Genomic DNA, 20,404 nt, shown 5'->3' with positions numbered 1-20,404 from the left:
GGGACTGCCGAGCGATTCTGCGAATCCCCGCCGGTCGGGCAAGGGGCGGAACCCACCGGCGGGCGGTCCGGTCTCCGCCCACGGCGGGTTGTTCGGCCCGTTCACCCGAGCCGGGGTGGCGTCGGGTCGATCCGCTCAGGACGGGTGGCCCGGCGAGGTCAGGATCCGGCCGCCGAACGGGCTCGGAGGATGGAAGCGGCCGTCGGCGTAGACGAGTTCGCCGTGTAGCCACACGGCGTCGATTCCCTCGGGCGGGATCATCGGCTCCTCGAAGCTGTTGCGCTCCCGCACGTTCTCCCAGTCGAAGAGCACCATCGAGGCGTCGGCGCCGGGTCGGAGCACCGGGTCGTCCAGCCCCAGGAACCGGCAGGGCAGCGTGCTCATCCGGTGGACGATCTCCTGCAGCGGGATCCCCATCTCCCGGGCCATGCGCAGCGCCTTCGGGAAGGATCCGACGGAGCGGGGATGTGGCTTCTGGCCCGGCCCGGGCATCAGGCCGTCGGTGCAGATGGCCATGCTGGGCCGGCGGAAGAACCGCTCGACGGTGGCGTCGTTGCCGTAGTGGGTGATGATCGTGATCTCGCCCCGGTTGGCCACGAAGAAGTCGATGACCGCCTCGTGCGCGGCGAAGGAGTCGAGGTCGAGCCGGCCCGCCGCCCTCGCCACATCGCCGAGCCGCTGCCCGAGGAACTCGTCGCCGACCCCGGCGCGGACGCCGGCGATCTGCACGCCGTCGAGGCCCCCGCAGAAGTCCACGAAGTTGTCCCAGGTGGTGGTGTCGCCCCGGATGCGCTCGTAGGCGCTGCGGCGCGCCGCCGGGTCGCCGAGGCGGGCCAGGAACTCCTCCCGGAGCCCGGCGCGCACTTCCGGGGGGAAGATGGCGTCACCGGTGGTGCTGCCGGCGGGGTACGGGTACATGTTCTCCATCGTCGGGATGAAGTCGGCGGCCTCTTCGATCAGGTCGATGAGGTTGTTGTACTTGTCCCAGTTGCGGCGGCCGGCGATCTTGCTGTGCTCGTTGCAGTAGCCGCCGCCGCCCTCGAATGCGGGGATCAGCACCTCGTTCAGGGCGGCCACGATCTCGTCGCTCTCCGAGCGCAGGTGCGGGAACAGGGCCCCCGGCTTGACGTCGTTGAAGGCCGAGACGAGCAGCGTCAACTCGCGGCGGTCGCAATACACGGCCGGGTTGTAGACCAGCCCGGTGGACAGCCCCAGCGTGAGCGGGGCCTCGCGGCGCACGACCTCGCACATGTCCCGCAGTTGCTGGTCGTCGGCCACGCGGTCGAGGTTCCCCATGACCACGCGGCGCACGGCGCTGTGACCGAGGTGAATGCCCATGTCGGTGACCGAGCGCCCGCGGTGCCAGGCCAGGAATTCGGCCACCGTCGACCAGGACCACGGTTCGCCGATCGACCCGTCGAGGGGGACGAGCTGGGCGGCGTACTCGTCGCGCTGGGCCGACGGTATCGGTGCCGGTGACAGCCCGTCGGATCCGCAGATCCGCTTGGTGGCGCCGCCCCGCAGGGCCATCTCGCAGGTGATCGGGATGCCGTGCTCGCCGATGCGGGTGCCGCCGAGGGCCCCGTGGTTGTGCGTGTCCACGAACCCGGGCGCCAGCACCCGGCCCTTTCCGTCGATGGTCCGCTCCGCCCCGCCGGCCGCGCTCGGTGCCACATCGCCCAACTGCAGGATGCGGTCGCCGTCGATCAGCGCGTCGCCCTCGTAGGGCTCGGTCACCCCGTCGCCGTTCACGATCACGACGTCGGTCAGCAACTGGCGAACGGCCATCGATTCACGGTACCGGCCGTGCGAGGGGGAGTGAGTCCGAGCGCGCCCACTGGGCGAGGGCACGGTGCACACAGCGTGCGGAGTGGATCGTGCGCCCGCGACCGCCGTGAATGGGTCCAACGTCCCCCGATGGCGCATTCATCGCGACGGGTGCGGGCATCGGTCCGGGTTCGAGTCCGGGTTCCGGCTCCGGTGCCTCCACGGCTCCGCAGCCGACGGTGACCCGGTTGAGGTCTTCGGCCGCCCCTGCTACCGGCCGGTCCCGTGGGGTGTCGCGTCGGGCGGTTGGAGGCGCTGCCGCAGGGCGGCCAGTTCGGCCTCCGCGCTCCGCCGCGCGGCTGCTTCCCGGTCGGCTCGGGCTGCTTCCCGGTCGGCTCGCGTGGTTTCGCGTTGAGCGCGGTCGGCTTCGCGTTGAGCGCGAGTCCGGGTGGCGCGGTGGGCCGCGGCGAGGTCGTCGGGGTCGAGGAGCCACTGCCCGGTGGCGGCGTCCAGGAGGCGCAGTTTGGGGTGTTGCCAGCGCAGTTCGAGTCCCAGAACGTCGCTCGTTCCGCGGATTGCGCCTCCCGCCGCGATGCTGGTGGGGATCGGTTCCCAGCGCCCCGCGGCACGACGCTTGCCCAGCAGCGGCGGCGTGAGCATTTCCCCGCCGGTGGGGTCCAGGCGCCAGTACTCCTGTACCCCGAGCGCCGCGTAGGTGGCGGGCTTGTCCCGCTCGTCGGTCCGGTAGGTGCCCGGCGAGGCGATCTCCAGCACGAAACACGGCGCGGCGCCCGCCTCCCAGACCTTGTAGGTGGACGCCCCGGCGACGGCCTCGGTGTTCACGCCGAAGGCGACCGCCACATCAGGAGCCACGACCGCCTTCGGTTCGCCCTCGCGGTAGTACACGTTGATGTCGCTGAGTACCCACCCGGCGGCGTCGGGGCGCTGTTCGGCGAGCCAGTGGCGCAGCGCCACGACCACCTCGATGCGCCGGCGCAGCTGCAGGTCCCCCTCGGGCACCAGTTCCCCTTCCGGATAGTCCACGTCCAACCCGAGACGCCCGGCGGTCACCGCGCTCATTGGTGCACTCCTCCACGCATACGCCGGACACTACCAGACCCTCACCGCCTGGCCTCGACCGGGCGGACTCACTATACTGAAAACTAATTAGAATAACAACTAAAGACGTAAAATAATATAGTATTTCAGACAGTCTCGAACGCCGCGGGGCCCGATCGGGGCCCGCTCAGTGACCACCCCTCAGCACCTTCGACGGGTGCAAATCGTAAGTAGTACTTACAGATTGCGCCCAACAGGGTAGGCTGAGGCGATGATCGAGCGCGAGATCGCGCCGCATTTGGTGCGACTGTTCGGCCAGTACCCGTTCGTGACGGTGACCGGACCGCGCCAGTCCGGCAAGACCACGCTGTGCCGGTCGGCGTTCGGCCAGTTGGCCTACGCGAACCTCGAGGATCCCCAGGTGCGCGCCTATGCGGAGCGTGACCCGCGGGGGTTCTTGGCGGAGTTCCCCGACGGCGCGGTCCTCGATGAGGTCCACCGTGTGCCCGACCTGCTGTCGTACCTGATGGTGCTGGGCGACGAGGCCGCCCGGCCGGGCCTGTTCGTGCTGACCGGCAGCGAGCAGTTCGGCCTCACCGGGGCGGTGAGCCAGTCGCTGGCGGGCCGCACGGCGCTGCTGCGGCTGTTGCCGTTCTCGCTGGCCGAGTGCCGGCGGGCCGGCACCTCTGAAGGGATTGAGGAGATCCTCTACGCCGGCTGCTACCCGCGCATCCACGATCAGGGCCTCAACCCCACCGAGGCCCTCGGCGCCTACTGGGAGACCTACGTGGAGCGCGACGCGCGCCGCATCGGGCGGATCCGCAACCTCAGCGGGTTCCGGGATTTCGCCGGGCTGTGCGCGGGCCGCGTCGGCCAGTTGCTGAATCTGACGAGTCTCGGTGCCGATGCCGGCGTGTCGCACCCGACGGCGGCCGAATGGATCGCCGTCCTCGAGGCCAGCGACATCGTCTTCCGGCTCCGGCCTCTCCACACCAACATCCGCAAACGTCTGACGCGCTCGCCGAAGCTCTACTTCCACGACGTCGGCCTGGCCGCCTACCTGCTGGGGATCAGCGCTGCGGACCAGCTCGTCCGCCACCCCCTACGAGGCGCCCTGTTCGAGAACGCCGCTGTCGTCGAGGCCGTCAAGCATCGCTGCAACAGGGGCCCCACCGCGTACCTTCCGGACTTCGCCTTCTACCGTGACCACAAGGGGTTCGAGATCGACCTGCTCTACCCCGCCGGCGACGGTCTGGCCGCCATCGAGATCAAGTCCGGGCGCACCGTCGCCTCGGACTGGTTCGCCGCTCCCGCCCGGCTCGCGGGCACCCTGCCGGAGGTCACCGCGCAGGCCGTCGTGTACGGCGGCGCCGAGCGCCAGCACCGCACAGCCGGCCACGTCGTACCGCTCGGGCAGTTCGCCGAGTTCCTGGCCGCCCTCGACGCGCCATCCCCGGAGCCGACGCCGGGCGGCACCGTCCAGCCGTGACGACCGGGGAGGTCGTCCCTGGGCGGAAGGGGTTGAGGGGTCAGGGTAGCCCTGGGGGCGATGCGGGGGGTTCGGGGGGAGGCGGTCGGCCCATGATGGCGGTCGGGGTCGGCGCGGCCGGATCCCAGCGATCCAGAATGTCGAGGATCCTCCCGGCGTACCGCCTCGCCCGGTCCGCCGCGGCTGCGGCGGTCGGTGAGCGAGCGATGCCTCCGGCCGCGGGAGATCCGTCGGAGGTGGCCGGTTCGCCGGCGGGGGCGATGCTGTCGGCGGTGTGCTGGCCGAGGCGGGCGCCTGCGGTGGCCATCCGGTAGGCGAGGGGGACGAGACCCTCGACGGGCGTCTCCGGGAAGTCGCCGGGATAGGTGCCCTGCTGCCGCCAGAGCGAAACGTCCGGCAGCGCGAGATCCCCGAGGCAGGCCTCTGCGGCGGCGCGGTCTCCGGGTGACAGCCCGTCGATGAGGATCGCCAGCTGGTGAGTGCGCGGGGGAGGCTCGGCGCCGCGTCGATGGATCATCGCCTTGAGCGAGTTCTCCATCGCTGCCTGGGCGTGGCTGCACACGCTCCGCATCCGCGTGGCGAGCAGGGCGACGTACTCCTCGGGGTCCCGTTCGTCGAGCGCAGACTGTTCGTCTGGATGTGGATGCAGTTGGCCGCTGATGATGGCCAGCGCCTCGCAGGCGTTCGTGAGCGACGCCGCCGCTTCTTCCTCGTTCGTTGTCGGCAAGCCGATCTCCTTGTTCCAGTTGACTCCCCGCGGCTCGCCGGACCACAGGACGACGGCATCCCGGGCGATTCGACTCTCGAACGACGTCGTCACGACCTCGCTGCGGACTGCCCATTCGGGCCAGTCGGTCACGCGCACGTCCACGTCGCACCCGGCGGCCTCGCCGGCGAGTCGTTGCAGTTCGGACTTCCTCGCCCACCGGGTCGGGTAGTCGAGGTCGTCGAAGATGGCCACGAGGTCTATGTCGCTTTCCGGCGCTTGCCGGCCCCGCGCCAATGACCCGAAGAGCAGCACCTGCGACGCTCCCGCGCCGGCGACAGCCTCCGCAGCCCGCCGGGCGTCGTCCAGGGTCGGCGCAGCAGGAGACGTCGCGAGCGGCACGGCGCCAATCGTACTGCCCGACCGTCAGGCCGAAGTCACCGCCGAGACCGGTGGGCCACCGGGGAGCGCCGGAGCACGCCCCTGGCTGTGGTCAGTGGACGCCGGCGGGCTCGTGCGTCACGAGGTCACCGGCATCGAAGAGCGACGGCGCATCCTGAGCCCCGCCCCACTGCTGCAAGAGTCGGTCGGCTACTCGGGAGATCGCCGTCGCATCCAGGTGCAGACCGACCTTTTGGAGAGCGGCCTGCGCCTCCTTCTCGACTCCGCCACGGTCGTGGCGAAGAATGACAGCGAGGTCGATGCGCTGCAACAGCTTCTTCGTCACGGGTCGCTTGGCGTCAGTGAACAGCAACGACTCGAGGAGGAGGGTTGCGGCTTCACTCGTCAGCGCGCTGAGAAGGATGGCTGCCTCGGCCGCTGATTCGCACGGCAGGAAGTACGACGTGTCGTCGAATAGGACGGGCCGGCCCTCGCTTGGACCTACGAGCTGGAACCTCGGGGCCTTGTGCAGGCCCGACACTGCGACCTTCCATGGTGTGAATGTGTAGGGCCCGATGCCGAACATTGAGAAGGTCCCTCGGTTTCGGTAGATCGACGACTTGCGGGCAGCGAACCGTTCCGCGTGGGTCTGCAAGTAGCTCCAGAGCCTGGGCGATGTGTGTCGGAGGCTCCTCGTCTCATCTGCCAGCGCCCGCTGAGACACGATCACGTAGCGTTCCGGGGCCCGACCCGCGTTCACATCTGAGCCCTTGAGGAGTGGATACACCCAGTCGTGTTCGACCTCGACGGCCTCGCCGAGCGCGTTGTGGAGCTTGCCGCCCTCGTCAGTTCGAAGCTCCATGACAGATGCCAAGTCGTGCTTGACGCCTTGCCGCCACTCGACTGGCGACGACCCGTCATATTGCCGCGACGCCGCGTGAGCGTCCACATCGGCAACAAGAGCACCCTCCACCAATCCCATCGTGCTCGTCGGACAGCGTGCATCGAGTGACTCAAAGACCTGGCATCGGTAGTTGTGGCTCGCCCCATCGAGCCGCACGGCGAAGAGGCAGGCGTCGACTGCGACCCCGAACGACCTCTTCGCGTCGATGCGCCACAGGAACGAATCAGCCACATGTAGATCCAGGTGGGCTGCCAGCGTGAGAACGCGGCGTGCGACGGAAGTCTTGCAAAGGAGCGCGACCGTCGGCTCCTCTCGACGCAACTCGGTGAGCAGCCGCATCCAGACGTACTCAGCGACGTCAAAGTTTGACTCACCCGTAAGCGCATCGATCCCCCGCACGGAACGCAGGTTCGTGCGGTCGGGGATCTGGATTGAGTCCATCGCGCCGAGGTCGGACAGCGTGACCCATGGCGGATTCCCGAGGACCAGCAGTGGCCCATCCATCTCCCACTGAAGCTTGCCCAAGTCGTGCCGGAACATGTCGCCCACCTCAACTCGCCACGTAACGTCTTCGGTGGCCGAGCAGTTGAGGAGACGGCGCGCGACGTCGGCATGGGCGGCTTGTATCTCAACTCCTAGCATTTCGATGGACGGATCGAGGACCGAGGCCGCAGCGAGCATGAAGCTCCCCTCGCCGCATGTCGGTTCCAGTACCCGGCGCGTTCCATGCTGGATCGTCGCTAGGACTTGAGCGCACTCGACCGCGAGTTCCCGAGGCGTCTGGAAGTCGCCGAGCTCCTTACGAGACGAGGTCTTGGACACCGTCGACCCCTCCTGCGTTCGTGATGGCGTGGCCATACTGAAGTCGCCACTGAAGGGCATTGCTGATCGTGACGTAGCCCTGTGTCGGGGGGTCGCTGAGAACTCGCTCGGCCAAAGCCATGCGACCGACCTCGTCCAGCGGCAGATTTCGGTCCTCCATCAAGGCCACGAGGTCGTCGATATTCCCGCCGCGGTCGAGGATCTCGCGGATTCCCCTCGTCGTCTGGTAGTCGCCGGTCCTTGACCGGTCGATGAACAGCGCGTGGTGAACATCGATCGCCGCAGACTGGGTCTCGTGGGTGTCGGTCTTCTCGTACACGAACACGAGCAGGTCGTAACCCAGCCCGAAGATCTTCTGCGACGCGTAACGGAACGGGCACGATGACTGCGGTTGCTTGACGAATGTCGCCTTCAGATCAACCTCCAGTTCCGGGAAGTCGATGCCGCGAGCTGGGTTTCCAGGCCCATACGCGTACTGCGCTGCGAGGAACTCGTTGAAGCTCGTCTCGACCCAAGTGCCCAGCGCCTTGCCGTCTGTTATGCCGAACAACTCGGGGATCGGCGCGCCGAGAAGCGACTCGGCGAACTCGGCAGCCGCGGCCTTCAAGCCGTTGAGATCGAGTGAGCTTGACATCACCCCACCGTAACGCTGCCGTGTGACACCGGGCTCGCCGTACGTCGGCAGGCACGCCGGGGAGTGCCGGCCATCAGCGCGAACCGGGTCGGGAGCGACTCGTAACGTTCGAAGAGTCGCTTCATCTCGTCGACAGATCTTCGAGCAGCACCTGCGACGCTCCCGCGCCGGCGACAGCCTCCGCGGCCCGCCGGGCGTCGTCCAGGGTCGGCGCAGCAGGAAACGCAGCGAGCGGCATGGCATCAATCGTACGCCACATCCCCACAGGCGCTGGGCGCACTGGCTGAGCCACTCCGAGGAGGCGACGGCCACGGACCCATCCCCGCAGCCCCGTCCGCTCAGGGGACGATAGCGAAGGTGCCTCCGTCCAGCGGGCGCATGACGCCGAAGCGCCTCCGGTCCGGCGTCGGGGCGATCTCAGGGCCGGAGGTGGGTTATGGGCACGATGGCTATGCCGTCTCTGGTCTCGAATGCCCGGCCGCCGGCCGTGATCACCATGAGGCGGCGCGGTTCGCCGGCCCGCGCGGTGTCGACGTTCTTGCGCAGCTTGCGCAGAGTTCCGACGCCCTTGTCGATCAGGACGGGACCGCCGAGCTTGACCTCGACAGCGGCCCAGTCGCGGTGACCGCGGGTGATGACCGCGTCGACCTCGTGGTTGGCGCTGTCCTTGTAGTGCCGCACCTCTGCGCCGAAGGATTGCGCGTACACCCGCAGGTCGCGTAGCACCAGCGATTCGAAGAGCAGGCCGAACGTCGCCGGATCGTCCAGCAGGCCTCGGGGCGTGGCCCTGATCGCGGCGGCGGGCATGGAGGGATCGACATAGAACCGCTTGGGCTTGACCCGCAAGCTCGCCTTGCTGCGCAGGTGCGTTGACCAGGCGGGAAGAGGCTCGATGATGAACGCCTCGACGAGCCGGTCGATGTAGCGGCCGACCGTGTCCCGATCGGCGGGGCCTCCGGCGTTGGCGGTGTCGGCGACGAGCGTCCTGGCCGACGCCGACGTTGCCTCGTTGCGGGCAAGCGAGGTCATCAGCGCGAGCATCTTCGCGGGATCGTGCGTCGCCGGTTCGTTGGTGCTGAGGTCGATCCGTGCGATGTCGCGGAGGTAGTCGTGCGCCCGGTCCCGGGCATCGAGCGGATCCAACGCGATGAATCCGGGCAGTCCGCCGCGGCACACCAATTCGGCGATCCTGCCGACGCCGGACCCGCGCCCGCCGGTGCGGCTCTCACCACCGACGTTCGCCATGCCATGGTCGGCGGCGTCGGCGGCGCACGGGTCGCCGTCCAGCAGCCCGCCCAGCGAGATGGCGCCGGTGGAATCGCCCGATTCGAACAGCGACATGGGGCGCATCCGGAGCCGGGCGACGCGCCCCGCTCCGCTGTGGTCGACAGGGTTGCGGGTGGGCCTCACCGAGCCGGTCAGGATGAATTGGCCGTTGAGGGCCCTGTCGTCACAGGCGTGGCGCATTGCATTCCACAGTCCGCCGGCCAGGTGCCACTCGTCGAGCAGCCGCGGCGTCGTGCCCGCAAGGAACGACGCCGGTTCGATCTCCAGCCGCAACCGTGTGGTCTCGAGTTCGTCGAAGCGAACCTCGCTGGTGGCGAAGCGCCTGCCCGTCCACGTCTTGCCGCACGCCCGGGGGCCTTCCACGACGACGGCGGGTGCCGTGCGGAGCATGTGGTCCAGCTGCGCATCGACCACGCGGGGCAGATATCCGGTCGGCGTGAGGTGCGTCAAAGACATACCGCAAAAGATAACACATCTATACCCCAAAAAACAATAGATATCTACCGCAAAATATTGCATATATGTGCCGCAAAATCAGAAAACACATACCGCGAGAAGCGAGTTGTAAGCATTGATGCGACACAGGAGCACAACGCTTGGCACCGGTCCGTCGAACGCGCCGGGTCGTGAGGGTACCCCCAATCGACACGGGCGAGGTACTGGTGGTCAGCCGGTTCGCGCCCACCGGCGGGCGGTTACCTCCATGGAGCTGATGAATCCCTGAGACGGCGCGCCCGGCGCACCCGGCTGGAACCCTTGCCCGAACCGCCCATGACCTGACCTCCGACGGCGCGCCCGGCGCGCCCGGCTGGAACATCGATCCCCCCGACGCGGGCGCGATCTGCGCGCGGCGCGCTCGGCTGGAGCCCTCAGCCTTCACCATCGAGGGCAACCCCCCGGAACGCACGTCTAGGCTGGGCCTGTGCGAGCGCTGGTGCAGCGGGTCACGGAGGCTCGCGTGTGTGTGGACGACGGCGTGGTCGGCGAGATCGGTCCGGGGCTGTGCTGCCTGGTGGGGGCGACCCACGGCGACGACCACGACAGCGCCGTCAAGCTGGCCGCCAAGCTCTGGCACCTGCGGATCCTCGCCGACGAGAACGGTCACATGAACCGGTCGGTCGCCGAGGTGGGCGGTGAAGTGCTGGTGGTCAGCCAGTTCACCCTCTACGGCGACACGCGCAAGGGCCGCCGCCCGTCGTTCATCGACGCCGCCGCCCCCGACGAGGCGGCACGGCTGATCGACGAACTGGTCGCCGAGTTGCGGCGCCTGGGTGCAACGGTGGCGACCGGCTCCTTCGGCGCCGAGATGAAGGTGGAACTCACCAACGACGGCCCCGTCACCCTCATGCTCGAGGTCTGATCAGGGGACGATCGTGAAGGTGCCTCCGTCCAGCGGGCGCATGACACCGAAGTGCCTCCGATCCAGCGTCAGGACGGTGCGAGTCCGGTAGCGCTGAGCGAGCACGGCGATAGAGGCGTCGGCGAGACCAATGCCGAGGTCCCGGTAGCGCTCGATCACCCGTTGGGCCGCCACCACGTCGGGCGCGTCCATCCCCGCCAGTTCGTAGGCGCCCCCCGACAGCTCCGCCAGCACGGCCAACTCGGCCTCCACACCCTTGCGGGTCGCGACCAGATAGTCCACCTCGGCCAGGACGTAGGGAGAGACCACCATCACGGGTTCGTGGGCGCCGATCCAAGCCGTCACCGCCTCGTGCTGTGAACCGGACTCGCTGAAGAAGGCGATGAGCCCGCTGGTGTCGGCGACGATCATCGCTCGCCGAATCCGTCCAGGTAGTCATCCGCCCGCTCGGCCCAGGCGCTGTCACCGGGGATGATCCCGCTGCGGGGCTTGGGCCGCGTGATCGCGTCCTGTATGGCCTGGCGTATGACTTCCGCCTCCGAGCAGGACCGCTGCCGCGCCAACCGCTCCACGCCCTGCTTCAAGGTGTCGGGCAAGTACACCGTCGTCTTGTTCATACCACATATGGTACCACCGCTGGCGACAGCTAGCGAGCCGGAGCCGCCCGGCGCCGCGCGTGATCGCCGAGGCCTTCGACCCGGCGTTCGGCACGACGAGTCGGGACGGCCGCCCCACTGGACCGTGCGCGAACGGCCACTCGCAATCGCCCGCCGAACCGAGACTGTCACACCCCCGTCGTAGAGTGTCGATTCGATCGTGGTCACTGAGTTGATCACTGTCAGCGACGGACTCGATGGAGGAGAAGACATGGCTGACTTGACCTTGGAAAAACTCGCAGATGCGACGGCAGGGGGCTCTGTAGCGCTGCGGTCGGTGACGCGCCTGCAACCTGCCGGGGGGCCGGGCGACAAGGTGTTCCCTCCGTCGTATGCGGTAGAGGGACGCGCCGAGCACAAGTACGTGATCGAGGAACGGCAGCTGGACGACCGAGTCGTTACCACGGTGCTGCTCGACTCGGTGGCGTCGCAGGCGAACCGGGCCGAGTTGGCGCTGCTCGACGGGTGGGAGTCGGGCGAACTGGGCTTTCCCGTGCCCTACGTCGACTTCAGCGCCGCTGAGGACGTAGCGGATGTCGGCCGGCTGACCGCCTTGGAGGCCCCTCACCGCTTCGCCGATGCGATCTTCAGGGACTCACTGCTGGGGGGCACCCTGTTCCGCCTGTCCGACCTCGGGCGCGCCGTCACGGACGCCAGTCCCCGCGATGCCAAGGCACTGTTCCGCTACTGTCCGTCGGCTCTCCTGTTCGGCATGTGGGACTCCACCGGGCCGAAGGGTGGGCTGGGTTCGAAGTTCCAGCGGGCGTACGTGTCCGAGATCGTCGGGCTCGATGCGCAGATCGGCAAGAAGGTCGGGAGCAGAATCGATCCGCTGCAGATCGAGCGGCTCGAGGAGGCAGACAGGGCGTTCAACCACGCGGACGCAGATCAGGTGTGGACGTTCGACCCGGACGAGGCCGAGAAAGACTCGAAGGAGAAACCGAAGTTGGCGGATCGTGGCAGCGGAGAGGGTACGGCGGGCCTTCCCTCGAAGATCAACCACGGGAACGTTACTCCCACCATCGATGCTCTGGCGGGTGGTGTGACCATCTCGGCAGCGGTGCAGACGACGGTGATCTCACTGGCGGCTCTCCGGCGACTGCGTTTCGCTGGGCGCAGCCGCGAGGCGCAGGCAGCGGCGCGTACGGCCATCGCGGCACTGGGCGTGGCGGCGATCGTCCTCCAACACGAGATGGACTACGACCTACGGTCCCGTTGCCTGCTGGTTCCCGAGCACCCTCCGCGGATCGAGTTGGTGGGCCGGGACGGCTCGGCGCCCGAAGTCATCGACATCGATCGGAGCACGGCCGCGTTCATTCTCCGCACGGCCGCGGAACGAGCCGCGAGCTTGGGCCTCGGCTGGGAGACCGAAGAGATCCGCCTCGAGCCAGCCCCGAAGTTGGTCGAGTTGATCCGCAGGAGCCGCAAGGTGAGCCACGCTGAGCAGCCTGGGGCGTGAGCTATGCTCGCCATTGAGGTCAACTTTCTGACCCGTCGGTACGTGGCGACCGCGCACCACGACCGGCGTCGGCACGAATGGCCGCCCGATCCGGCGCGCGTGTTCTCGGCGCTCGTTGCCACATGGGCGGACGCGGACGCCCCCGATCCGGGCGAGCGTGCAGCACTCGAATGGTTGGAGGCCCAACCACCGCCGGCGATCGTTGCCTCCGACGCTGTGAATCGCAAAGTCGTGAGCTACTTCGTGCCGGTCAACGACGCATCTGTCGTCGCCCCGTCCTCATATCGGAAGCGCGCCGAGAGCATTGAGGAGCTCAGCGACGCCCTGACCGATGCTCTGTTCGAGTCCGAGGGCGAGATCACCCGGGCGGTCCGAGGAATCCAGACGAAGATTCGCCGCCAGCGGGATGTCTCGGCGTTGGTGGCTGGTGCCGGCAGCACGAATGTGAAGTCGGCTCTTGAGCTACTGCCCGGAGGGCGCGGCAAGCAGGAGCGTTGGTTCCCCTCGGTGACCCCGGCTGAACCTCGTGTCACCTACGTCTGGTCGGCGGATCCGACTCAGGATCTCGCGTCGGCACTTGACCGGCTGCTCAGTCGAGTGGCGCGGCTGGGGCACTCCTCATCACTCGTGTCGTGCCGGCTGACGGAGGATCCCCCGGCACCGACGTACGTCCCTGGCGACGGGCTGAAGGTCATGCGCTCGGTGCGGCGAGGCCAGCTGGTCGCCCTCGAGCGTGCCCACGAGCAGCACAAGGCCGTCAAACCCAGAGCGCTGCCCTTCGCTCCGGTTCGCTATCGAGCCGTCTCCGCCGCGACGGACGGCGTGCAGTGTCTCCGCGCCGATACCGCTGGCGAGTGGCTGGTCTTCGAGTTCCGGCCCGGCTCTCGGAACTTCCCGGCGACGAGGGCGGTGGAGATCGCGACGACCCTCCGCAAGGCGATCTTCCGCTATGCCGCGGATCCGTTGCCGGAGGGTTTGAGCGGACACCAACCCGGCGGTGGGCCGTCGACCAGAGCGCACGTTGGCTTCCTCGCCCTGCCGTGGGTGGGCCACACCCATGCGGACGGACGTCTGATGGGGGTGGCAATCGGCGTGCCCGACAGCGTGGACGGCGAGTCGAAGCGTGCGCTGCTGCGGGCGATGGGCGTCTGGGAGCAGGCCGCGTGTCCCCTGTCTCTCACGTTCGGGCCTAACGGAGTGCTTGAGATGGAACGCCTGATCGGTTCCAGCGCCCTTGTCACGTTGCGACCGCAGCCTTGGCGTCGCCCTTCCCAACGCTGGGTCTCGGTCATACCGGTCGCGTTGCCCACGCATCCCGGCCGGCTGACCGGCGGTACGGCGTCGGCTCGAGGGGCCGCTTGGCGTCGCGCCGAGCAAGCGGTGATCGATTCCTGCCGCCACGTCGGGCTTCCGGAGCCGGCTGACGTCGTGGTCTCGCTCGATCCGTTCGTTGCTGGCGCGCTGCCGGCATTCATGTTCCCGGCGTTCCACCAGCGTGGCTCCAATGGTGAGCCGGTCGCTCGACGGCTCGTTCACGTCGCGGTCACCTTCGATCGGCCGCTGGAAGGTCCGTTGGCACTCGGCGGCGGTCGGTACGTCGGTCTCGGGCTCATGCGACCCTCACACATCGAGGACGGCGGCGATGAGTGAGTTCGACTTCTCGACCTGGTTCCGGGAGGTCCACGGTGTCGAGCCGTTCCCCTGGCAGGTCCGACTCACCCGCCAGGTGCTCGAAACCGGATCATGGCCGGAGGTGATCGATCTGCCGACGGGCGTCGGCAAGACCGCCGCTCTTGATACTGCTGTGTTCTCGCTCGCGGTCGATCCGCAGCGGTTCCCCCGGCGCGTCGTGTTCGTCGTGGACCGTCGCATCATCGTGGATCAGACATACGAGCGGGCCGAGACCATCCAGAGAGCACTTGCCGAAGCGAGGACGCCGGCCTTGCGGTGGATGAAGGATCGTCTGGCCTCCGTCGGTGGCGCTGTTGGCGGCGCGGTCGATGGACTCCTCGGGGTGGCGTGTCTGCGCGGCGGCATCCCCATCGACGGCGCGTGGGCGCTGCGCCCGGACCTCCCGTGGGTGGTGGTCTCGACGGTCGATCAATATGGATCGCGTCTGCTGTTCCGCGGATACGGGGTCAGTGCAGGAATGAGACCGATCCACGCCGGTCTCGCCGGTAACGATTGCCTGGTGATCCTCGACGAGGTGCACCTCAGCCGCCCCTTCGCCGAGACCGTTTCCGCAGTCAACCGGCGCAGGAGTGCGTCGTCGTTGCCGCATCGCTTCCAAGTCGTGGAGATGTCAGCCACGCCCACCGCCTCGACGGCAACCCGGTTCAACCTCATCGAGGCCGATCTTGCAGCCTCGGAGACACTTCGGAAACGCGTCGAGGCTTCGAAGAGCGCCGTGCTGTCGCCGGTGGGCGGCGCTCGCCAGCCCGCGGAGGAAGCACTGCCTGTCGAGGTCACCAAGCTTGCGAAGAAGGCGATCCCCCCGGAGGCAAGCAGTGTCGGTGTCATCGTGAACCGGGTTCGCAGCGCCCGCGAGGTCCACCGCGCCCTACGCGAGGCCGGCTACGAGTCGTGGCTGATCACCGGACGGATGCGGCCCCTGGACCGCGCCGAGGTCATTGCCGACATCAGCCAGCTAGTCAATCCTGATTCCCACCACTTGTCGGACGACCCTACGTTCGTCGTCGCCACCCAGGCCGTCGAGGTTGGCGCCGATTTCAGCTTCGACGCGCTCATCACCGAGTGCGCGCCGATCGGCAGTCTCAGGCAGCGTTTCGGCCGCCTCGACCGGCGGGGCACATTTGAAGAGCGGAGCGGTTCTCGCGCGCAGGCGTGGATCCTCGGCGTCCGCTCGACTCTTGAGCCGAAGCACGTCGATCTGGTCTACGGGAAGTCGGTCCGTGCGACCTGGGAGGAACTCAAGAGACGTGTCGGCTTCAACTCATCATTGGACGTCGGCCCCCGATCTGCTGACCTCGACGACTTCCCCGACGAAGCGTCGGCGTCCCCGGAACGGGCTCCTTTGCTCTTGGACACACACATCGAGGCTTGGGCGCAGACCAACCCGGAGCCGATCGTCCAGTCCGACGTTGCGCCCTTCCTTCATGGGCTCGGTGCTTCCGTCAGCGCTGATGTGTCGGTCGTTTGGCGCTGGGACCGTTCGCCGGAGGTGCTGCGACTCGTTCCGCCGCGGCCGGCGGAGTTCCTTCAGGTGCCGGTCGGAGCCGTCAAGGCATGGCTGGCGCGGCATCCGAAAGAGGTTCCCGTCGCCGACGCCGGCACCCTCGAGGAGTTCGAAGAAGACGGATCTGTCGTCACGCAAGCAGACGGCTGGGTGCGGTGGGGAGGGTTCGGGACCGGTCCGGAATCCATCTCTCTCAACGAGATTCGACCTGGGGACGTGCTCGTCGTGGATCCGACCTGGGGCGGATTGAGCGGTCTCAACTGGGACCCTGGCGACGTTGACGAGGTCGCCGACCTTGGAGACGCCGCCCAGGTCGAGTACGGGAAGAGGGCGACGCTGCGCCTCGACCCCCGACTGCTGGATGACGCCCCAACTCCTGACAGCGAGACCGAGATCGACATACCGCGGGATCGGATCAGTGCATGGATCGAGGGGCGACTCGATCAGGAGGACGATCTCCCCGGTTGGCAGATCCGCGTGCTTCGCAGACTGAGTTCCGGCTTCCGGATGCACCTCGTCGGTGCCAACGGCGGCGGAGAGGACTACCTGGTTCTCGTTGAGCGCGGTGAGCGGTCCGCCGTCGACGCAGCCACTCTCGACGGTTCCGACGAGTCGGTCTCCGGCACCGGCACCGGCACGACGCTGCGCGACCACATGAACGGTCTCGGCGAGATGGCCGCCTCCTTTGCCGAGGCGCTGGGCCTGGCTCCGGACCTCCGCGACGACCTACGGCTGGCGGGGCGGCTCCACGATCTCGGCAAGGTGGACCCACGGTTTCAGTTGCAACTCGTCGGCGGGGATCCGGTCCGCGAGGCAATGCTCGACGAGCCGCTCGCCAAGTCCCTCCCGGATGCTCCGCGGGTGCGGCGTTACCCCAAGGGAATGCGCCACGAGATGGCGAGTGTCGCCCTTGTGCAATCGAATCCCGCAATCCTCGAGGAGGCGCACGATCCGGACCTGGTCCTGCACCTGATCGCCACCCACCACGGTTGGGCGCGACCGCTTCCGCCGATCATCCCTGACGACGATCCACAGGGATTGCGGTACACCCATGATGGTCACGAGATGCACGCTTCTACCGACCTCGCGGACACGCCCTTGGCGCTCGAGGCGGCGGATCGCTTCTGGCGCCTCTCCGACCGATACGGGTCTCACGGCTTGGCCTGGCTCGAGGCGACCTTCCGGCTCGCCGATCATCGGCAGAGCGAGCGGGAGGCGGGATGATGGACGGAACACATCTCACCGGCCTCGAAGGCGCGAACCCCCTCGGTTTCCTCGCAGCCCTCGGCGTGCAGGTTCTGTTCCTCGACGAGCCGGAGCAACCGCGGCTCTGGTGGACCGACGATGTGATGCCCCGCGCTGTCGTGGACATCGAATTCACGGAAGATCGAATCGTCGAGCAGGCTCTCCGCACTTTCCCGAAGTGGGCGAACAGCCCCGCCTTGTCACCAGGTTTCGGTGACAAGGCGGCGGGCGACGCCAAGTTCAAGCCCGAGGACATCAGGCGATACTTGGATTACTCACTATCGGGAGGCCCAGGCTGCTCCCTACCGGCTGCGCTGGTCGCCGAGGGGAGCCTCGACAGCAGCAAGGGAGCGGTGGCCAAGCCGTCCGATCTCTACTTCACGGCCGGTCAACAGCGGTTCCTCTCGATTGCCCGGGACATCCTGGAGGGCGTTGCGCGAGACGATGTCGTCAATGGTCTCGTCGGCCCGTGGCAGTACTCCAGCCAGCTGAGTTCGCTCATGTGGGACGTGGCGGATGATCGGACCTACGCGCTCACCGCCGCCGACCCAACGAACAATACGTTGAATCCAAAGCTCACGAACCCGGGCGCCGAAGCGCTAGCCATCTTGGGCCTGAGCAGGTATCCCGTATTTGCAGGCAGGGACCGTACTTTGACACGCGGGTGTGCTGGTGAGTGGCGGCGAGGCGGCAGCTTCACATGGCCTCTCTGGTCACGCCCGGCAGGCTGCGGGGCGACCGACTCGCTTCTAGCGCACGCAACCGCCGATGCCGGGACGAGAAGGTTCGAGACCCAGCGCAAGTGGTACGGGTCGTGGGGGATCACCCAGATCATGACAGCCACGATCCGCCGCTCTGACCAGGGCGGGTACGGCACGTTCGGGCCGCCCAGGATCATCTGGTCCGCTGCAGATCCTGGATGAGGCGCCGAACTCCACCACCGATGGGCTGAACTCAGGTCCAATCCCGTCTTGGATCGCAGCCGGGTTCGTGCCGCGGATTTGAGTCCGGGCGTCAGGTACGCGACAGTCTGAGGGTGATCCCAACGATTGTCGAGGCCGATGTCGCAGATGGCGCCTTGCTCGCGGCCGAGAAGGATGGGCGAAGCGAACCGGCCGAGTCCTTGGAAGTGCCGGAGTTGATCCCGGCCCGGATGCTCAACGAGTTCGTCTATTGTCCGCGTCTGTTCTATCTAGAGTGGGTGAGCGTTCTCTGGGCCGACAATCCAGATACGGCTGCGGGACGCTTCACTCATCGCGTCGTGGATCAGGGAGGCGGCGCAGCACCCGGTCCAGAGGAGGATGTGCTCGTTGAGGCTCGATCGGTGGCAGTGTCGTCGGAACGACTGGGCCTTACCGCCGTCATCGACTTAATCGAGGGGGACGACGGCAAGGTTCGTCCGTTGGACTACAAGCGCGGGAGCGTGCCTGATATCGCCTTCCAGGCATGGGACACCGATCGCGCTCAACTGTGTGTCGCCGGACTGTTGCTGCGGGAGGAGGGTTACGACTGCGACGAAGGGATCATCTACTATGCCAAGAGCCGTCGACGGATCTATGTTGAATTCGACGAAGAGTTGATCTCTGACACACTCGCTGCTCTAGAGGAACTGCGAGAGGTGGCCGCGAGGAGCGAGGCTCCACCTCCTCTCGTGGACAGCCCGAAGTGTCCCAGGTGTTCGCTCGTGGGCATATGCCTTCCTGACGAGGTGAATCTGCTGTCCGGGCGTTCGAGCCACACGCCTCGACGGCTCGTGCCGCGTGATCTCCAGTCTCGCCCGCTCTATGTGGCCGAACAGGGTGCCTGGATCAAGAAGAAAGGAGGTCGTATCGAAATCAAGGTAGGCGACGAGATCGCTAAGTCATTGCGCCTGATCGATGTGTCACAGGTCTGCCTATTCGGGAACGTCCAGATCTCCTCGCAGGCCGTACGAGAGTTCCTGTCGCGAGACATTCCCGTGTGCTGGTTCAACTATGGGGGCATGTTCATCGGTATGGCCACTGGCCTATCGTCGAAACACGTCGAGTTGCGGCGTCGTCAGGTGGTGAACGCGTATCAGGGAAACGTGAGAATCGCTGCTGCGATCGTTGGCGCGAAGATCGCCAACTCCCGAACCATATTGCGTCGAAATGCGAAACAGCCTGTCGACAAGAGAGTCATGGATTCTCTCAAGTCGCTGGCATCTAAGGCCGCGGAATCCCAGTCGATACCAGAACTTCTAGGAATAGAGGGTGCAGCCGCGAGAGACTATTTCATGAATCTGCCGAGCATGTTGAACGCTCCGGAAGCAATGCCAGGTCGAGAGTTCAGCTTCCAAGGGAGAAATCGCAGGCCACCGCGAGATGCGGTGAACTGTTTGCTTTCGTTTCTCTACTCACTCTTGACCAAGGAGGTGACGGCGACCACCTTTGCAATTGGATTCGATCCGTACTTGGGCTTTTTCCACAGACCCAGATTCGGTCGTCCAGCACTCGCGCTTGACCTTGCGGAGGAGTTCAGGCCGCTGGTCGCGGATTCGACAGTGCTCACGTTGATCAACAATGGAGAGATCAAACCAAGTCACTTCACTGTGCGGGCTGGAGGTGTCAGTCTGACCGCCGAAGGCCGCAAGAAGGTGTTCAGGGCATACGAGCGCCGACTCGATGTGGAGGTGGGGCATCCCGAGTTCGGATACCGGATCACCTATCGCCGTGTGATCGAGGTCCAAGCCAGGTTGTTGGCTGCCAAATTGTTGGGGGAGATACCTGAATACAAGCCTTTTGAAACGCGATAGAAGGCAAATTGCAGAAGGGAGGGTGATGGCGCGGCAGCGGTACTTGGTCGGATACGACATCAGCGAACCGAAACGTCTCCGCAATGTCCACAAGGTCATGTGCGGCTATGGAGACCCGCTCCAGTACTCGGTGTTCGTGTGTGATCTGGACGGAGTTGAGAGACTTTATATGCAGCAGGATCTTGCTGATATAATCCATCACGGTGAGGATCGGGTGCTGATCGTTGACCTCGGACCCGCCCGGACGCGGGGGGAAGAATGCTTCACGTTCATGGGAGTCAAGCCTGTGCTCCCCAGCGGTGAGGCGGTAATCGTCTGAGCGATGCGAGAGGTCCAGTGGCTGCTAGTCTCGTGACAAGCCCTCGAAACAGGCACCGACCTGGGGTTTTGAGTGCCAGATCCTTGAGAACACAGCGTCCAGTGGCACCAAGTTCGGGGACCGCTCGCATCGCAGCGCGTATTCCCTGGTCAAACCCCCTATGCTGACAGAGCGATTCGGCGGCGTGCGCACGCCGCCCTCCATTGAAGCGACCCCCGCGACGCCGCCCAGATGGTCCCCGCCGCGCGATTCGGCGGCGTGCGCACGCCGCCCTCCATTGAAGCGGCGGCGAGGTCGTCGAGGACGGCGGCGCGGCGGGATTCGGCGGCGTGCGCACGCCGCCCTCC

At 66.8% G+C, this 20,404-nt stretch carries 16 protein-coding genes; 8 read left to right on the top strand and 8 right to left on the bottom strand.

All coding sequences use genetic code 11. The features are described 5' to 3' along the window. Nucleotides 1-135 precede the first annotated feature (135 nt). Complete coding sequence (locus OXG55_13215) at nucleotides 136-1,788, bottom strand: hypothetical protein (protein ID MCY4104197.1); 1,653 nt, start codon at nucleotides 1,786-1,788, stop codon at nucleotides 136-138. A gap of 249 nt (nucleotides 1,789-2,037) precedes the next feature. Further along, nucleotides 2,038-2,847, bottom strand: a complete 810-nt coding sequence (locus tag OXG55_13210) for a Uma2 family endonuclease (protein MCY4104196.1) — start codon at nucleotides 2,845-2,847, stop codon at nucleotides 2,038-2,040. A gap of 250 nt (nucleotides 2,848-3,097) precedes the next feature. Here OXG55_13210 and OXG55_13205 point away from each other — a divergent pair, with 250 nt between their 5' ends. After that, nucleotides 3,098-4,315 carry an ATP-binding protein gene (locus tag OXG55_13205; protein MCY4104195.1) on the top strand — a complete coding sequence of 406 codons (1,218 nt, stop codon included), beginning with the start codon at nucleotides 3,098-3,100 and terminating at the stop codon, nucleotides 4,313-4,315. Nucleotides 4,316-4,355: 40 nt separating this feature from the next. Here OXG55_13205 and OXG55_13200 read toward each other — a convergent pair whose 3' ends face one another. From OXG55_13200 to OXG55_13185, 4 genes are all read right to left on the bottom strand, one after another. Beyond that, nucleotides 4,356-5,423: a HEPN domain-containing protein gene (locus tag OXG55_13200; GenBank protein MCY4104194.1), complete on the bottom strand. Its 1,068-nt coding sequence runs from the start codon at nucleotides 5,421-5,423 to the stop codon at nucleotides 4,356-4,358. A 91-nt stretch (nucleotides 5,424-5,514) separates the two neighbouring features. Continuing rightward, a complete protein-coding gene (locus tag OXG55_13195) occupies nucleotides 5,515-7,128 on the bottom strand; it encodes an N-6 DNA methylase (GenBank protein MCY4104193.1) in 1,614 nt (537 codons plus the stop codon). Then, nucleotides 7,106-7,735, bottom strand: a complete 630-nt coding sequence (locus OXG55_13190) for a restriction endonuclease (protein MCY4104192.1) — start codon at nucleotides 7,733-7,735, stop codon at nucleotides 7,106-7,108. Before OXG55_13190 ends, OXG55_13195 begins: the two co-directional genes overlap by 23 nt. A 444-nt stretch (nucleotides 7,736-8,179) precedes the next feature. Next, nucleotides 8,180-9,505 (bottom strand): DUF4143 domain-containing protein, encoded by a 1,326-nt coding sequence (locus tag OXG55_13185; protein ID MCY4104191.1) that lies wholly within the window; start codon nucleotides 9,503-9,505, stop codon nucleotides 8,180-8,182. 466 nt (nucleotides 9,506-9,971) lie between these two features. Here OXG55_13185 and dtd point away from each other — a divergent pair, with 466 nt between their 5' ends. After that, on the top strand, nucleotides 9,972-10,409 hold the full coding sequence (gene dtd / locus OXG55_13180) for a D-aminoacyl-tRNA deacylase (protein ID MCY4104190.1): 438 nt from the start codon (nucleotides 9,972-9,974) through the stop codon (nucleotides 10,407-10,409). Here the strand turns inward: dtd and OXG55_13175 are convergent, their stop codons facing one another. Continuing rightward, entirely contained in the window at nucleotides 10,410-10,820 is a 411-nt protein-coding gene (locus OXG55_13175) for a PIN domain-containing protein (protein ID MCY4104189.1), read from the bottom strand. It abuts the gene before it with no gap. Beyond that, nucleotides 10,817-11,026 carry a ribbon-helix-helix domain-containing protein gene (locus OXG55_13170; protein ID MCY4104188.1) on the bottom strand — a complete coding sequence of 70 codons (210 nt, stop codon included), beginning with the start codon at nucleotides 11,024-11,026 and terminating at the stop codon, nucleotides 10,817-10,819. The genes OXG55_13175 and OXG55_13170 overlap by 4 nt, the downstream gene beginning before the upstream one ends. 250 nt (nucleotides 11,027-11,276) lie before the next feature. Between OXG55_13170 and cas7u the strand changes: the two genes are divergently transcribed. From cas7u to cas2, 6 genes are all read left to right on the top strand, one after another. Next, on the top strand, nucleotides 11,277-12,524 hold the full coding sequence (cas7u, locus tag OXG55_13165; protein MCY4104187.1) for a type I-U CRISPR-associated RAMP protein Csb1/Cas7u: 1,248 nt from the start codon (nucleotides 11,277-11,279) through the stop codon (nucleotides 12,522-12,524). Between the two features lie 3 nt (nucleotides 12,525-12,527). Then, entirely contained in the window at nucleotides 12,528-14,174 is a 1,647-nt protein-coding gene (csb2, locus tag OXG55_13160) for a type I-U CRISPR-associated protein Csb2 (protein ID MCY4104186.1), read from the top strand. Continuing rightward, nucleotides 14,167-16,944: a type I-U CRISPR-associated helicase/endonuclease Cas3 gene (cas3u, locus tag OXG55_13155; protein MCY4104185.1), complete on the top strand. Its 2,778-nt coding sequence runs from the start codon at nucleotides 14,167-14,169 to the stop codon at nucleotides 16,942-16,944. The genes csb2 and cas3u overlap by 8 nt, the downstream gene beginning before the upstream one ends. After that, complete coding sequence (locus tag OXG55_13150; GenBank protein MCY4104184.1) at nucleotides 16,941-17,888, top strand: hypothetical protein; 948 nt, start codon at nucleotides 16,941-16,943, stop codon at nucleotides 17,886-17,888. The genes cas3u and OXG55_13150 overlap by 4 nt, the downstream gene beginning before the upstream one ends. Before the next feature lie 113 nt (nucleotides 17,889-18,001). Further along, nucleotides 18,002-19,738, top strand: coding sequence for a CRISPR-associated endonuclease Cas1 (gene cas1 / locus OXG55_13145; protein MCY4104183.1), 1,737 nt, complete (start codon nucleotides 18,002-18,004; stop codon nucleotides 19,736-19,738). A 25-nt stretch (nucleotides 19,739-19,763) separates the two neighbouring features. Further along, a complete protein-coding gene (gene cas2 / locus OXG55_13140; GenBank protein MCY4104182.1) occupies nucleotides 19,764-20,057 on the top strand; it encodes a CRISPR-associated endonuclease Cas2 in 294 nt (97 codons plus the stop codon). Nucleotides 20,058-20,404: the final 347 nt, after the last annotated feature.

This window comes from bacterium (assembly GCA_026708055.1).
In the GTDB taxonomy this organism is placed as follows: domain Bacteria; phylum Actinomycetota; class Acidimicrobiia; order Acidimicrobiales; family CATQHL01; genus VXNF01.
The sequence above is the reverse complement of the archived record's forward strand: the minus strand, read 5'-3'. Positions and strand labels throughout refer to the sequence as shown.